Origin of the sequence: Nostoc sp. FACHB-110 (assembly GCF_014697425.1) — a bacterium.
Taxonomy (GTDB): Bacteria; Cyanobacteriota; Cyanobacteriia; order Cyanobacteriales; family Nostocaceae; genus Nostoc_B.
In genome coordinates, this window is record NZ_JACJRU010000003.1 from 165,013 (window position 1) to 179,877 (window position 14,865).

13 protein-coding genes are annotated in these 14,865 nt (G+C 34.8%); all 13 read right to left on the bottom strand.

Annotated elements, in window-relative coordinates; genetic code table 11:
- Positions 1-4: 4 nt before the first annotated feature.
- The gene (locus H6G69_RS04880; RefSeq protein WP_190682453.1) at positions 5-1,177 is read right to left on the bottom strand and encodes a glycosyltransferase family 1 protein; all 1,173 of its coding nucleotides are present in this window, start codon (positions 1,175-1,177) and stop codon (positions 5-7) included.
- Positions 1,174-1,761 (bottom strand): HAD-IIIA family hydrolase, encoded by a 588-nt coding sequence (locus tag H6G69_RS04885; RefSeq protein ID WP_199335734.1) that lies wholly within the window; start codon positions 1,759-1,761, stop codon positions 1,174-1,176. The genes H6G69_RS04880 and H6G69_RS04885 overlap by 4 nt, the downstream gene beginning before the upstream one ends.
- 57 nt (positions 1,762-1,818) lie before the next feature.
- Positions 1,819-2,391 carry a D-sedoheptulose 7-phosphate isomerase gene (gmhA, locus tag H6G69_RS04890; protein WP_190682459.1) on the bottom strand — a complete coding sequence of 191 codons (573 nt, stop codon included), beginning with the start codon at positions 2,389-2,391 and terminating at the stop codon, positions 1,819-1,821.
- A 9-nt stretch (positions 2,392-2,400) separates the two neighbouring features.
- A complete protein-coding gene (locus tag H6G69_RS04895; protein WP_190682462.1) occupies positions 2,401-3,327 on the bottom strand; it encodes an NAD-dependent epimerase/dehydratase family protein in 927 nt (308 codons plus the stop codon).
- Between the two features lie 2 nt (positions 3,328-3,329).
- Complete coding sequence (locus H6G69_RS04900; RefSeq protein ID WP_190682464.1) at positions 3,330-4,532, bottom strand: class I SAM-dependent methyltransferase; 1,203 nt, start codon at positions 4,530-4,532, stop codon at positions 3,330-3,332.
- A 198-nt stretch (positions 4,533-4,730) separates the two neighbouring features.
- On the bottom strand, positions 4,731-5,675 hold the full coding sequence (locus H6G69_RS04905) for an FkbM family methyltransferase (protein ID WP_199335735.1): 945 nt from the start codon (positions 5,673-5,675) through the stop codon (positions 4,731-4,733).
- A 34-nt stretch (positions 5,676-5,709) separates the two neighbouring features.
- The gene (locus H6G69_RS04910) at positions 5,710-6,885 is read right to left on the bottom strand and encodes an FkbM family methyltransferase (RefSeq protein WP_190682467.1); all 1,176 of its coding nucleotides are present in this window, start codon (positions 6,883-6,885) and stop codon (positions 5,710-5,712) included.
- 184 nt (positions 6,886-7,069) lie between these two features.
- A complete protein-coding gene (locus H6G69_RS04915) occupies positions 7,070-10,054 on the bottom strand; it encodes a glycosyltransferase (protein ID WP_190682470.1) in 2,985 nt (994 codons plus the stop codon).
- 25 nt (positions 10,055-10,079) lie between these two features.
- Positions 10,080-11,060, bottom strand: a complete 981-nt coding sequence (locus H6G69_RS04920) for a GHMP kinase (protein ID WP_190682473.1) — start codon at positions 11,058-11,060, stop codon at positions 10,080-10,082.
- A 105-nt stretch (positions 11,061-11,165) separates the two neighbouring features.
- Positions 11,166-12,398: a hypothetical protein gene (locus tag H6G69_RS04925; RefSeq protein WP_190682477.1), complete on the bottom strand. Its 1,233-nt coding sequence runs from the start codon at positions 12,396-12,398 to the stop codon at positions 11,166-11,168.
- A gap of 3 nt (positions 12,399-12,401) precedes the next feature.
- Entirely contained in the window at positions 12,402-13,142 is a 741-nt protein-coding gene (locus H6G69_RS04930) for a sugar phosphate nucleotidyltransferase (RefSeq protein WP_199335737.1), read from the bottom strand.
- Between the two features lie 12 nt (positions 13,143-13,154).
- Complete coding sequence (locus H6G69_RS04935) at positions 13,155-14,087, bottom strand: NAD(P)-dependent oxidoreductase (RefSeq protein ID WP_190682480.1); 933 nt, start codon at positions 14,085-14,087, stop codon at positions 13,155-13,157.
- A 29-nt stretch (positions 14,088-14,116) separates the two neighbouring features.
- On the bottom strand, positions 14,117-14,863 hold the full coding sequence (locus H6G69_RS04940; RefSeq protein ID WP_190682485.1) for an ABC transporter ATP-binding protein: 747 nt from the start codon (positions 14,861-14,863) through the stop codon (positions 14,117-14,119).
- Positions 14,864-14,865: the final 2 nt, after the last annotated feature.

Genomic DNA, 14,865 nt, shown 5'->3' on the forward strand with positions numbered 1-14,865 from the left:
AAAGTTAATTATATGAATTCTCAAATAATCTATACATGTGTTTAGCATAACTTTCTACACAATGAAAATTATGATAAGAAGTCTGCATAAATTTAATTTTTGCTTTTAAAGATAAAGATTTAGCTGAATTAATAATTAAATTTACAATTATTGTTGACTGACTCCAATCTTCTATAATTAATTCTGTCAGATCATATTTAGCAAGCTCTGTTGCCATCCAAGTACCTGCGGTAACAAGGGGAATCTTACCTGCCATGATACATTCGGTGAAAATTCCTGAAGTCCGTTCTTGATAAGCAACAGCATCGTATGGCAGTAGGATAATATCAGACTCTTTCAGCCAATTTAAATATTCTAATTCCGTTAAATAATTAGAAACCAGCTTAACTTTAGCACTATTAATTGTAGGTATAAGTTCTGAACTTTGCGCCGCAACAATACAAATCTGTCTAGCATTTTCAGAAATATCATTTATAAGAGATTTAACAACATCCCATCCTTTTTCTGGGCGCGGAGTTCCAGGCCACCAACAGATAATTTCTTGTGTTGAGTGGTGCGTAGCCCCAATACCCATAAATTCTGTATGAGGTATGGGCATGACTGCTACAGGTTCATGAAAATAATTTGAGATAGATTTGCTTAAAATTTCACTATCTGTCAGCAAATGAAATTTACCGGGTGCTAAAATTTTTTTAATAGATTTATTTAGCAGTTTATAAATCCAGCGTGTTTTATCTTTGTGTGTATCTCTGCGATAAAGTAGCCAAACTGAGACATTTTTGCGCGGAGTTATACATAAGGCTATAAGCAACGCTAAAAGTTGCACATGGATAAATCTTTCTAAAAAAAGAATGGATGTTTTGGATTTAGGAAAAATATCTTTTTTTAACGTATTAGAAATACTAAAGCTTAGTTTTAATATATCTGTAAATTTAAAGATTCTTACTATTGGATGAAGCGTGGCCTCTAAATCTTCTGGACTTAAGGAAGGAAGCCAAGTAGGAGGTATATCAGTAAATTTTGCGTCTGGTGAAAAGACGACAATATGTTGCCAATCAAGACATTTAGCTGCTTTATTTACAGCATTATGATAAGGAATAATATGACCTTCTCCGCCCATAAGATTGGGAATAACAGAAACTAAAATCGGAGGAGTTTGCATATCATCTGTATTCATAATTGCTTTAAAATATATCTGTCTTCAATAAAGTTAATTGTTTCAGACAGTTGATTAATCATACGCAGTGCAGAATGTTTTTGGGCTAATGTACTAGCTTCAGCTAAAGTTCTATTTGTCAGGAGAAATATAGGATTACAACCAGCATTAACAGCACACTCCATATCGCTGACTGCATCTCCAATAAAAAAACATTCTCTCAGGTTTAAGGAATATTTTTTTGCAGCTTCCTTGAGCATATAGGGCGACGGCTTGCGACAACCGCAATTATCAGATGGTTGATGTGAACAGATAAAGATATCTTGAAAATATACGCCAAAACTCGCATAAGCTTGGCGCATTTTAGTATGCACAGCATCAACATCATTGGCAGTAAAATAGCCTCTGGCAATACCAGATTGATTGGTAATTACTATTAGTAAATATCCGGCATCTTGCCACTGTTTAAAAGTTTCAGCCGCACCTAAAGGCAACGCAACTTGATGAGGATGGCTGAGATATGGGATGTATTCTATTAAAACACCGTCTCGATCAAGAAATAAGGCTTTACGCGACTGGGCTAGATTAGTATCTTGACTATTCACACTGTGCATATTAAATATTGAAAAAACAGCTAAACTAGATATTTACAAAAATTAATTTTAGCTAGTTGTTTTGATGAATAGTTGAGATTCTACTTGTTCGCAGATGCGATGATAGGTAATAACATGAATTTCTTGAACTATGGGGGTGTGTTGTTCGCTGACAAATAAAGGATAATCCACAAAATTTGGCAGCATTCCTCCATTGTTACCTGCCATTCCTATAGTCAAAAGGCCTCTTTGTTGAGCGGTTTTTAAAGCACGAATCACATTTTGGGATTTACCGGATGTAGAAATTCCCCAGAGGATATCTCCCGGTTTACCGAGAGATTCCACCTGTCGGGCAAAAATAGTTTCAAATTCGTGGTCATTTGTCCATGCTGTAAGGGTAGCAGGATTAGTGGAAAGTGCGATCGCGGGCAATCCTTGACGATTGATTAAGAAGCGCCCAATAAACTCAGCCGCTATGTGCTGTGCATCCGAGGCAGAACCACCATTTCCACAAATAAATAAGGTGTTCCCCTGCCGAAAAGCATTGACCAGCAGACTAACCACTTGATCTATCGCCTGGCAATACTCTGCCGTAAAGGCAGCTTCTAAGCTTTTGAGTTTATCTAGCACCCAGTAATCCAAAGTTCTTCCTCACTTATTTTTGGGTAACAGTTTTTCTTTTTGCGTTTCAAACCATTCAATTGTTCGAGTTAAACCAACTTCTAAAGAAGTCAAAGTTAAATCAGGAACATATTGTTTGAGTTTGTCTACTGCTAAACACTTAGATTTAGCACCAACATAGCGCCCAGTGTCAAATTGAATTAAATTAAAATCGTAGTCTACTTTTTCACAAATCAGTTTAGCAAAGTGTCTGATAGTAAACTCTTCTCCCGCACCAATATTTATTAGTTCGTTATCTATATTGGTTGCTAGTTGAATCGCCACTTTGACAAAATCATCGACAAACACAAGTTCGCGGGATTGATAACCATCTCCCCACAGGATGACAGGCTCGCCATAAAGTTTACCGCGAATAATCTTCCGCATGAGGTCGAAAATAAAGTGCATCTGCCGCCCATCAGTGTGGTAGCCAGGGCCGTAAAGAGTAGAAGGAACCAAACACAGGTATTTCAAGCCATACTGTTTATTTAATGCTAATTGCCCTGCATAAAGCATTCGCTTAGTCATAGCATAAGTAAACAGGCTTTCAATAGGTAATCCTGTCAGATAATTCTCTTCTGTTAGTTCTAAATCAGGGGCGTAAGCACAACTAGTCCCCATACTAATCAGCTTTGCTTGTGGTTGATATTTTTGCCACCAAGCCAGAACATTAGTGTTCATCTGCTGATTAATAATCCACTGTTCACCAGGGTGATATAAACAAAAGTCACCAGCTTGAGTCCACGCAGCTAGATGATATATTTGGTCGTAATCATGATTAAATTTCAGTAAGGCATCTGGCTGAGTTAGATCGCAATTTTGAGAATTCAAGCGAACCAGTTCATGACCTTGACCTTCTAACGCAGAGCAAAGTATTGTGCCTAAAAAACCTGTAGCACCAGTAACTAGGATTTTCATGATTAAACGTCCTGAGGATTTACAGGAAAGTAGAATTCAACTCCTTTTGCAATTAAGTGTTGATTATTCGATAAAATTTCTTTTTTAAAGTTCCACGCTAAGACGTAATAAATATCTGGTAGTTCTTGAATTTCTTTTTCAATCACAAGGGGAATGTGCATTCCTGGGGAATAAAGCCCACGACGCAGTTCATTTTTTTCCACCAAGCAATCAATATAGTTAGTCCCCACACCAAAGTAATTCAACATTGTATTACCTTTTACGGGTGCGCCAAAACCAAAAATTTTCTTACCTTGCTGTTTAGCTTGTTTTAGATAGGTAAGATTTTCAGTTTTCATTTGTTGAATTCTTTGGGCGAATTCTAAATAGGTTGATAATTCATTGCTTTTTTGCTCGACTTCTGATTGACGGAGATTTTGCAGGCGATCGCTCTGTTCTTTTTTACCTTTATGTGTTACAAACCCAATAATAGAACCACCATGAATTGGAGACAAGTAAGCATCAAACATGGATAAACCATGTCGATTTAATAGCACTTCAATAGTATTGAGATTGTAATACAATAAATGCTCATGATAAATCTGGTCAAACGCTAGATTCTCTACAATCCGTTTCATATAGAGAAACTGCACCACAAAAACCCCATCATCCCGCAAAGCTTCTCTAATACCCTCAGTGACAGAATGCAGTTCTTCTAAATGAAAAAACACCCCCGCCGCATTAATCACATGAAATTTGCGCTGCAGACGGTTAACTACATCTAGATTAAAAAACTCATTTAAAGTTGTAATACCTGCATCATTAGCTATCTTTGCCGTAGTTTTTGAAGATTCAACCCCCAAAACCTCATAACCAAGAGCTTGAAAATGCTTGAGTTGAGTTCCATCATTAGAACCAATATCAAGCACTGATTTACCTAGAGTATCTTTAAAAAAGTTATTGTCTACTTCCTCGGCTACATTTTTGAAATGTTCACTCAAAGAACGAGTTACACCTGATAAATAGGTGTGGTCGCCAAACATAATTTCTTTTTTAACAGTGTAGTCTAGCTGAACAGTACCACAATCGTGACAATATAAAACGCGCAAAGGATAAAAAGGTTCCTTGCCAATTTCTTCCGCTTTTAAAAAGTGATTGCACCAAGGTTGAGAACCCAGGTCAATGGCAAGTTCTAAGTTCGTTGAATCACAGACACGACAATACATTAAATATGCACCTATTACTTGATAAAATTATTTTTTATAATTAAGTATTCTTATCTTGACAATTGTGAAATGAGTTTTTTTTAATTGTATATAAGGCTATATTTGACTTGTCCGAAGATAAGTACATCTTTAAATTATTGCTGTTTACTATATTCCTTTCTTAAAGATATTTATTAATCAAATTAAGTTTTTGTACCTTTATTTAGGTGTGCAGTAAAGGGCATGACCTTCCATTTTCATTTTGTAACCTAGATTAGATAAATAAGGCTGAACTCCCAGTAAAGCAGATTCTCCTGTTTTCACATCCTTGTGAATATCAATACAAAGGTATGGTAAGAATTTTTCTAGTGTGTTTTTGCCACCATATAAAGCATACAGTTCAAAACCTTCAATATCTATTTTGATAACTTTAGGCTGTATACCTGTAGCAGTAACGTATTCATCAAGAGTAGTTACATCAACTACATAGCGCACATGATTCATGCTTGGATTGATGCTGGGTGATGCTAAGGTAGAAGCATCAGAAGCCCAAGATAAATCACCATCTGCTGTATATTCAATAAACTCTGTAGAACCAGATAAATCTGCTATAGCAGATTTCACTATAGTTACATTTTGCACTTCATTTAGTTCTACTAATTTTACTAACCCATTGTGTGCTGTCCGAGACGGTTCAAAAGCATGAACAGAACCTTCTTCTCCAACTGCTTTCGACAAAGCTATAGTTATAACTCCAAAAGCTGCACCAATATCAAGAGCAACATCACCAGGTTCTAAATGAGAACATAACCAGTCAGACTGCTGAGACTCAACCCAATAAGTTAGTTTTTGCGCTGCTTGAGGATGTAAGCAATGCGGATATAAACGCAACAGTTCCACAGGTGCTAATAGGCTCATCCCATTGATTTGGCAAGTAAATACCGAACCTGGTCTACTAGTATCCATCAACTCTAGTAAAAATGCACGCATTGTATCTGCAAGCTGTTCATCATTATTTGGTACTAAATTATTTGAATTGCGTAAATTATGGATTGAACTGCGTAAAGTCAAAGTATCTAAACGAATCTGGCGAACATATTCTTCAAGTTCTGGTAAGTTTAATGCTTTACGGATTTTAATTTTCAACCAATTTTTGATATCCATATTTATTATTTATTGTTAACTACATAAAATACAATTAAATATACAGAGAGGTAATTAAGTTATCAAACTCCGCAATTCTGCATATTTTTACCTGTTTTATTAAAAATGTTTGATCATATGTACCATTCAAAAACTCAAAGTAAAGATTGATGTCTGAAGTGTCTTCTAAGTTAATTACCCAATCCCGATAACTCTGAGCAAGCAATTTTGTGTAAGCATGATATCTAAAAATCACAGTTTCCCCTACCTTTACTCCGCACATCATTTCATTTTCTGTGCCTTGAGCCGTAAAATCCATATCTATTAAATATCGACCTTTACCTAGCCTGAGAGGAGATTTTAAGCTAATTAAACTACCATCAGTCTTAGTGAAATTTTCCGGATTTAAAGTAGTTATTTCATTAAAAGTAAAGGAAGGTTTATAGGGAGTCTCTGATAATCTATCTTGATGAATATAAAGGTTATTCCTTATAGCAACACCTTGAGGATAATCATGAAAACTTTTAATTTCATGATATGTATTTAAATCTATAGCGATATAACCTTTTTCCCTTAACAAATCAAGACACTGAGTATCTTGTGGTTGCGTTTCTAATATTAAGTGAGGTTTAGCAGTAACAATAGTATTCAACATACCTTTGATGGCATCAAACTCTGCTCCTTCAATATCCATCTTTACCAAGTTTGGTACTAAACCTGTAAAATTTATGAAATCATCGAGAGCCAGGGTTGATATGTTAAAAGCTGGGATATCTGTATTGCTGTTGCTGGCATAAATACTGTCATTAAGATGACTACCTAAATAAATTGGTACTTTCTCATGAGATTTACTATAAATGGCAACGTGATAAACCTGGACATTATTACATCCACTCAGGACTATATTCCGTTGACACTTATCTATAATTCTGGGACTTGCCTCAAAAGCACAGACAACACCTCTTGGCCCTACCATTCGGGACATAACAGTTGTAAGTCCACCAAAGTTAGCACCTACGTCAAAAACTACATCACCTGGTTTACAAAGGTCTCGTAATGCAATTTGTACGGGAGGCTCCCATAAATTACCTTCATACCAGTACGAAATACCAAATAACCCTTGATCATCCCTAGGAATTTTACTACGGAGCAGATTTACAGAATCTTCTAATACTGGAATAGCTAGGGTTTTACGAAGTTGGAACTTAAGCCAGTTTTTTACAATCTTCATAGGAAAAAATTATCTGTCTAAAATTCTATTTAGTACTAATTTGTAATTAGCAGTTCCTTGTACCCCTAAATGTTTGGAAATTATAGCGTTTCTTAATCGAGTGAGGTACATTTTTAAAGCTGCTTGTTCTGAAATAAAAGGTTTAATTATACTTCAGTTGCTTGGAAAAAGCTATACTTTATCCTCAAACATTAGTAAACCATAAATATGAGTGTTGTTCATGACGATTATCATTAAAAATTTTATAAATAGGTTCAATCAATTGACTATTGATAGCTCTATGTTCTTGTTCAATTTCTTTGATAGTACGATTTGTATGATTAACAGCAGCAACAGGTGAAAGCTTAGATATTTGAGGTATCCAATCTAAACTTCTATAAGTATCAAGCAACTTCTTAATTCCTGGTAAGAATTTTAAAGCCAGTGAATTTGGTACTTTTTGTTGTAAAAAACAGCCAATATTATAGGCATACTCTATATCTGTACTCCAGTGTTGACAATAAGACTTACGATATCGTAAACAGTTATAAAATAATCCTTCAGCTTCTTTAGGATCGCGGGTAGCAAAAGCATACTCAACCCCCGCTAAAGTCCGATGCAAATACCAAGCTCGTAAATCTTCTATTTCTGCTCTAGGATGTTGTGTTGTACGTTCATCTGGGTAATTACGAAAAACCCCTAAAGTTTGGGGAATAGCTTTTGTTTTAATAAACGGCAATATACGACTCTTAAATTCTGTATCTCCTGCGGCTTTAAAGGTAGCATCGTAAAAGCCAAATCTGTCATGGATAGAACGGCGATAAAGCGCGCCAACCCACGACAAGTAACAGGTTTCTAAGTAAACAAGGTCTTGTTTATAACCTTTGCGGTCATAAATCATAATATCGTTTACCCATGAGCCGTTTTCGTCAACATTAGTAACTAAACTATTAGCTTGTACCCAATCTAAAGTTGGATCTGCATCGAGTTCTGCTGCCAAAATTTCCAAACACTCAGGCAATATAGTTTCATCAACACCAAGAAATGTCAAGTATGGCGCACGAGCAAGCTCAATACCTCGATTCCAAGCACTCTGTATAGTTTCGCGGTTAGCACATCTAGCATAAAGAATTGGAATACTTAAAGATTCCATAACCTGCTTAAATACAGTGTATTCATCAGCAGGAGAACCACTATCAATTAAAATTATTTCAGCAGCACCCGCTTGAATCAAAGTTTGGTATTGCAGTGTTTGAAGAAACAAAGGAAGCTTAGTGGCTGCATTATAAAGTGAAACAATAATAGAAACTTTGTAATTAGAAGAAGGTCGCCTATCATCTAAAAACTCATATTCCCACTTTTGATTTAGTTTATTCTGTGATAAAGCCTGATTGAGAAGCGATTGACAGCGTTCATATTTATCGGAATATTTACCATACATAGCTTCAATCACAAGTGCTTCTTGACTAAAGCCCTCAAAGTTAAGAGAGGATACAACATTTTTGAGATTACCAAAATAGTCGTAACCTAGCAGCCGCATACATCTTATTTGATAAGTTGCTGCAACAAGATTATTATCTCTTAGCATCTCTAATCTCGCTATTTCTTGCCAAATTCGCACGCGATCAATTCGAGACTCAGATGATAAACCCCAACAAATTTTAACTTTATCACTTAATTCTTGCTTACTGCCTTCACCCCAATTAAAGATGTATTGATATTTTTTTAGTAGAGATAAGCCTTTTATACCTTGGTCTACTATCTTCAAATCTTCATAGTTATCTTTACTCAAAATAGAACGTATTTTATTTTTGATGAATCCTTTGGGGTTATTCATCAAAAACTTAATTTGATGAAAACCTTGCTTGCTTTCTGGTGTAAGTTGTTTTTTAACAAGTTTTAAAGCTTCATGTTTAATATAATTAGGCTTTGCAATAATTTGTTTATTTCCAGCTTCTTGAATTTTGATCAATAAAGAATACCAATACTCTAATTGAGTACGCATATCTTCATCATAAATTGGTGAACTCTCATATATTGAATCTAGAGATAAACCAGATAATTCTGGTTGTGATTGTGATAGATATTCTACTAAGTCGTAGCGATAATTGTGATAATTATCTAATAAAGCAATTATTTCAGGAAGACAACAATATATATTATTTATATCTATTGTTATCAAAGGTATATTAGGATAAGTCTCTTGAAGAAATGTTACTACTCCAGCACCAGTACCAACAACTGTTGGACATCCTGAAAATAGAGATTCAAGAGCAGTTAAATTAAAAGTGTCATATTTGGAAGGTAGTATCGTTACAGATTTCTCAGAAAATATTTTTTGATACAAATCTTCCTGGCTTATAGAAGCTATTAAATTAACATCATCTTTTAATCGGTTATTAATCATCTGGTAAAGGAAAATTCCTGAACCTAATTCTCCTTTAGGATCAAAGCTATCAGGGCCAATCAGATTAGCTGTTTTAAATTTATAACGAGGTAGCCACCATGCTAATTCTACAAAAATGTCTGGGCCTTTTCGTCTTTCTTTGCGTCCAACAAAGTTAAGGGTGGGTAGTTCATCTGAATAATTAGCTAATTTAGGTGTAGGTAACGAAATTACATATAAAGGATTTAGATAATAAGATTTTAAATTTAAAATTTTTCTCCATTCATTCAAATATGTTTTACTTATTCCATAGCGTGTATCAACCACAGCGTACTGAATTTTTTCTTGTAGAACTAGAGTTTGATCAACATTTCCATTATTAAACCAGTCAAGTCGAATTGATGTAGAAACATTACCATGCATTGATAAAACTATACGTTCAAATTCGACATTATGATGTTTAAAAGCTGGACGTAGCATTGTACTAAACTGCTCGTAATCTGGTACATCGACTACATCAAAACGCTGTCCAGCTACGGATATGGCAAAATTATTAGCCATCACAAATGCTCTATATATCCATTTTGGTGGTGTCAAATCACAAAAATTTTCATTGTTTAAAACATCATATTTTTCTTGATAGATAATTGGGTGAGCATTGGCAGGACGTGTATCTGTAGAAAGTTCAGAAACTATAAAATAGTAAAATTCAATGTGAGAATTTTTTTCAATGAGACTACGATAAAACGTTTGTCCTCCGCCAACTTTTTTAAATAAATCAAAATCAACAATTAAAACTTTCATAAGTGTGATTAATATTTAGTAATTTTTAGCAAAAGATTATCTGAGAACCTGGTGAATTTGTTTTCGTAGTTAATATTTGATGGTTAGCAAAAGTAATATGTAATTTTTTATGTAATTCTGGTGGTGCAAAAAACAGCATGAATCCTCCAGCCCCTGCACCTAACAATTTACCACCCCATGCACCTGCTTCTATACCCATATGATAAATTTTGTCAATTTCAGGATTTGAAATGCCACCATCGAGACTACGTTTGGCTAACCACGCACAATGTAATAAATCTCCAAATTCTGATAAAGATTTATTACTAGTTAAGATATCCCAGCCTTCATCAACCATGTAGCGCATATTCTTCAAGGTGTCTGTGTTACTTTTTACTTTTTGTAGCTGTTGTTCTACCACATCAGCTGCTTTGCGTCTAATACCTGTAAAGACGATAAAAAGATGTTGCTCAAATTCTTGCAAACGCTGTGGAGAGATAGATAAACGGTTAACTATAATATCGTCTTCAGCCCTAAATTCAACCAAATTAAAACCACCAACTGCCGCTAAAACCTGATCCTGGCAGCCTACTTTATCGTTAACTAATTGTCTTTCTACATAAATGGCTTCATAAGCCAACTCTAGTGGCTTGATAAACTCACCTTTAAAACTGTGAAGTGCTTGTAGTAAAGAAACAGTAAATGCTGAAGAAGAACCTAGCCCGGTAAAAGCAGGCAAATCTGCAACATTATGTAATTCAATATCCTTTTCTAACCCACAAAATTTTAAACATTCACGATAAACACGATGCTCGATTTCATCTACATTTTTTACTAGTTCGACTTTGCGGTAAGAAACTCTAATTGAATAGTCAAACAACCGACTTAAAAAGGGACTAGCTGTAACATAAGAAAATTTATCTATGGCAGTTGCTAAGACAGCGCCTCCGTGTTGAAGGAAATATTCAGGGTAATCAGTTCCACCTCCAAAAAAACTAATACGAACGGGCGCACGAGATATTAACATAGATTTATTTTTTATGAATAAAGAGGATATCAATTTAATAAATGTTACAAACTGAATGACAGATTTTGCAGAGATAAATTATCAATTGTTTTGGGGAAATTTTTGTTATTCTTTTGCTTGCTGTAGCTGATACAGGAGATTATTTATTTGATTTTGTGTACTTGTGATAAAAGTATAACCATCAGGTGCTGTGGAACTTCCTATTATTTCTTTGAATTGAAAAGTTTTAAAACAAAATACATCTTGTACTTGTTTATATATATTTTCACAAGCTAGACAAATATCGGAGTAAATTGATAATTCTTCGGGAATTTCATAATTATCTAAAAGCGAGTTTTGATGTTTTTTAGTGAACATATTTTCTGGAATATTAATATTATTAATTTCTATATATGAACACAAACTTAAAATGGTTTCACAACTTAAACTTTCAAAAAAAAGTACATAAGAATTTGGAAAAGCACAAATTATATCAATTTTTAGTAGTAAAGTTCTTAACCAAGACTCGAATAATAAATTTAAACTTATGTCAGGAAACATTTTTAACATAGACCACACGGTTTCCGTTGGTCTACGTATAATAATTATGTATTTTGAAAAATAAAAATATCTTGCATGAAAGTTAAAAAATAATTCTTGATGAGATTTATTATCGATATTTATACCGTGAGGGCCAAAAGCTACTTTTTCTCCTATAAATTTGTAATTTTTGTTCATCCTTAATAAAAAAGGAAAGGCCCCCTTTTCTATAAGTCTAGATGGCGGAGCAAATGATGTGCCTTTAAATTTGGGGTTTTTAAAAAGTATATGTTGATTATTATAAAAATCTACAAAATCGTCTAGATTATAATGTAAAGCTAAATTTGCTTCGCCTAACAAAAACACTTCTGAAGAAAGATTTAAAGAACTACATAGAATAGATGTGCCAGATCTAGCATTACCAACAATAAAAAGACCTGCTTTGCTTAGTTTTTCATATTCTTCATCCGATAAGTTAGAATTATCAACAGTTTTAGCTAATACTTGCTGTTTTTGAATATCGTTTTTTGCCGGTTCCATTTTTTGTGAAAAATTTTCATATTTTTTTTCTAATTCTAAAATTTGTTGATTTTTTATATCTATTTCTGTTAATCTTTGCTGATAAGCACTATCTAAATCTCTCATAAGAGTTTCCATTTTTTGGGAAATATCTTCATATTTTTTTTCTAATTCTAAAATTTGTTGATTTTTTATATCTATTTCTGTTAATCTTTCCCGATAAGCACTATCTAAATCTCTAATAAAAGTACGTAGAGACTGAGGGACTAATTTCTTGAAAAGTGAATAAATAATTGTCATATTTTATACAATAAATTTATTTTGATTCTTTGCAATGAATGATTCTACCTCTATAAAGGATTGAGGAGTGCCTATATCCAAAAAGGGAGCATCAACTGTATTTACTAATAAACATTTGTCTTGGGATAGTAAATAAGGAAAGACTTCATTCTCAAAACTTAATGGAACTGCTGTAGGAAACTCTCTTATGGCAAAGTCTGGGAATAAATAGACCCCCGCATTTACTATTCCAGCACCTGGGCATTTTTCCGCAAATTTTTTCAAATGACCGGACTGATTACACACTAAAGAACCGTATCTAGAAGCATCGTCAACTGATAAACCTAAGATTACGCCAGTAACTGTAGGGTCTAAAAGATGAGTACGAAGTGTAGTCAAGTTGGCAAAAACTAAAGAATCTCCATTAACTACCAACCAAGCTGGGGGGGATTCTCTACTTTGATTTACAGCATTTAAAAAACCCCCAGCTGTACCTAAAGGCGCTGTTTCTCGACAGCAAATAGTTTGTACTCCATCAACAGGTTGCTGATGAAAATGTTGCTCTACGACCTCTGCAAGATAACCTGTTGAGAGAATAACTTTGTTGATGCCTTGGGTTTTTAAATAGCGGACAACCCATTCGACAAAGGGCTTACCTGCGACTGATGCCATAGGTTTAGGCACACCGTTGAGTAGGTGCTTAATGCGTGTACCGTAGCCGCCTGCTAGTACTACTGCTATGACATCGTTCAGGTTAGATGACATTGCCTTCCTCAACTAAACATTAGAGTACAGACTGTTACGCAAGATTGTATAACCTTTGATCAGTTCTTTTATTCCTCGACTCAAAGACCAATCTGGCTCAAAACCTGTGTTCAAAATTCTGGCGTTAGAAACTATATAATCGCGTTTATCTGGATCTTCGCCAATGGGAGCTTCTAAATAAACAAAATGTGATAAATGCTTTTTAATTTCGGCACACAGTTCTAATTTAGATAAGTTAGCATCATCAAGCCCCACATTATAAGGATTACCTTTCATTTTTTCAAAATTTTCGATGCCATGCAAAAAGACCTTGGCTACATCACGAATATGAATATAATTTCGCTTAAAATGCCCCTCAAATACTAAAACTGCTCGGTCATGTACAGCCCGATAAACAAAGTCGTTAACTAATAAGTCAACTCTCATGCGTGGTGACATACCGAACACTGTTGCCAGCCTAAAAGTAATACTATTTTCTCTTTCTAAGACTGCTTTTTCTGCTTCTACTTTTGTGACTCCATATAAAGAAATGGGACGCAAAGGGGTTTCTTCTGTGCAGAACTTACCAGGTTCACCAATCCCATAGCCGCTATTTGTAACTGGCATGAGAATTCTTTGTTCTTTGCTTGCCAGACGACATAACATTTGTACAGCATCAAAGTTAATTGTTTGAGTGGCAATTTTGTCATTTTTGCAAAGAGGCGCACCAACTAATGCTGCTAAAGGAATTATTATATCTGTATCTTTAAGTAAGGTTTTTATAGTCTCTTCATCTCTGCAATCACCTCTAACAACTTGGAAACCATCATATTGGCAACAGTCAGCCAAGCTATTTTGGTGAAACATGAAGTTATCTAAGACAGTTACTTCATAACCTTTAGCTAACAGTGTTGGTGTCAGTACTGAACCAATATAGCCTGCGCCGCCAGTAATTAATATTTTCATTCAGTCCCCTTTGTTCACTCAATCAATAGTTATCCGCTAGTTTCTTTAACGGATTGCAAGTAATAGTCTACCGTTTCATCTGCACTTCCTATGAAGTTTATCTGACCTTTGTTCAGCCAGATTGCACGCTGACAGGATTTTTTAATAAAGTTTAAATCATGAGATACAACTAAAACGGTGGTATTACCGTGCCAAAATTTATCAATTCTTTGTTTACTTTTGTTCTTAAACTTTTCATCCCCTACAGATAATACTTCGTCTAATATTAGAATGTCTGGTTGCACATCTGTAGCGATCGCAAATCCTAATCTGGCGACCATACCAGAAGATAGTCCCTTAACTGGGACTAGTGCATAATCTTCTAATTCTGCAAATTCTAATATGGAAGCAATTCTTCTTTTCATTTCTGCTCTAGAAAATCCTAATAACACGCCATAGAGCAAAATATTATCTATCACAGAGATTTCTACATCAAACCCTGCTCCTAGTTCAATTAAAGGAGCTATCTTACCCCGCACTCTGACTGAACCGCTGGTTGGCTGCAAAATGCCACAAATTATTTTGAGTAAGGTTGATTTTCCTGAACCATTGGCTCCAATGATACCTAATTTTTCACCTGAATTAATGACTAAATCAATCCGATCTAGCACTAGCTTTTTTGTAGGTTGACGATATTTTCCTTCAAAAAAGGCCAATACAGTTTTCTTGAGATCGTAAGAAAACTCTTCTTGTGTGCGTCGCCATAGTGAAACTTGGTCTAGACGAATTACTTCCATCT

Excerpts from the sequence above, each read along its gene's own strand:
- H6G69_RS04905 (WP_199335735.1), bottom strand. The coding sequence starts at position 5,675 with ATGGATATCAAAAATTGGTTGAAAATTAAAATCCGTAAAGCATTAAAC.
- H6G69_RS04880 (WP_190682453.1), bottom strand. The coding sequence starts at position 1,177 with ATGAATACAGATGATATGCAAACTCCTCCGATTTTAGTTTCTGTTATT.
- H6G69_RS04910 (WP_190682467.1), bottom strand. The coding sequence starts at position 6,885 with ATGAAGATTGTAAAAAACTGGCTTAAGTTCCAACTTCGTAAAACCCTA.
- H6G69_RS04920 (WP_190682473.1), bottom strand. The coding sequence starts at position 11,060 with ATGTTAATATCTCGTGCGCCCGTTCGTATTAGTTTTTTTGGAGGTGGA.
- H6G69_RS04930 (WP_199335737.1), bottom strand. The coding sequence starts at position 13,142 with ATGTCATCTAACCTGAACGATGTCATAGCAGTAGTACTAGCAGGCGGC.
- H6G69_RS04900 (WP_190682464.1), bottom strand. The coding sequence starts at position 4,532 with ATGTATTGTCGTGTCTGTGATTCAACGAACTTAGAACTTGCCATTGAC.
- H6G69_RS04895 (WP_190682462.1), bottom strand. The coding sequence starts at position 3,327 with ATGAAAATCCTAGTTACTGGTGCTACAGGTTTTTTAGGCACAATACTT.
- H6G69_RS04925 (WP_190682477.1), bottom strand. The coding sequence starts at position 12,398 with ATGACAATTATTTATTCACTTTTCAAGAAATTAGTCCCTCAGTCTCTA.
- H6G69_RS04935 (WP_190682480.1), bottom strand. The coding sequence starts at position 14,087 with ATGAAAATATTAATTACTGGCGGCGCAGGCTATATTGGTTCAGTACTG.
- H6G69_RS04940 (WP_190682485.1), bottom strand. The coding sequence starts at position 14,863 with ATGGAAGTAATTCGTCTAGACCAAGTTTCACTATGGCGACGCACACAA.
- H6G69_RS04915 (WP_190682470.1), bottom strand. The coding sequence starts at position 10,054 with ATGAAAGTTTTAATTGTTGATTTTGATTTATTTAAAAAAGTTGGCGGA.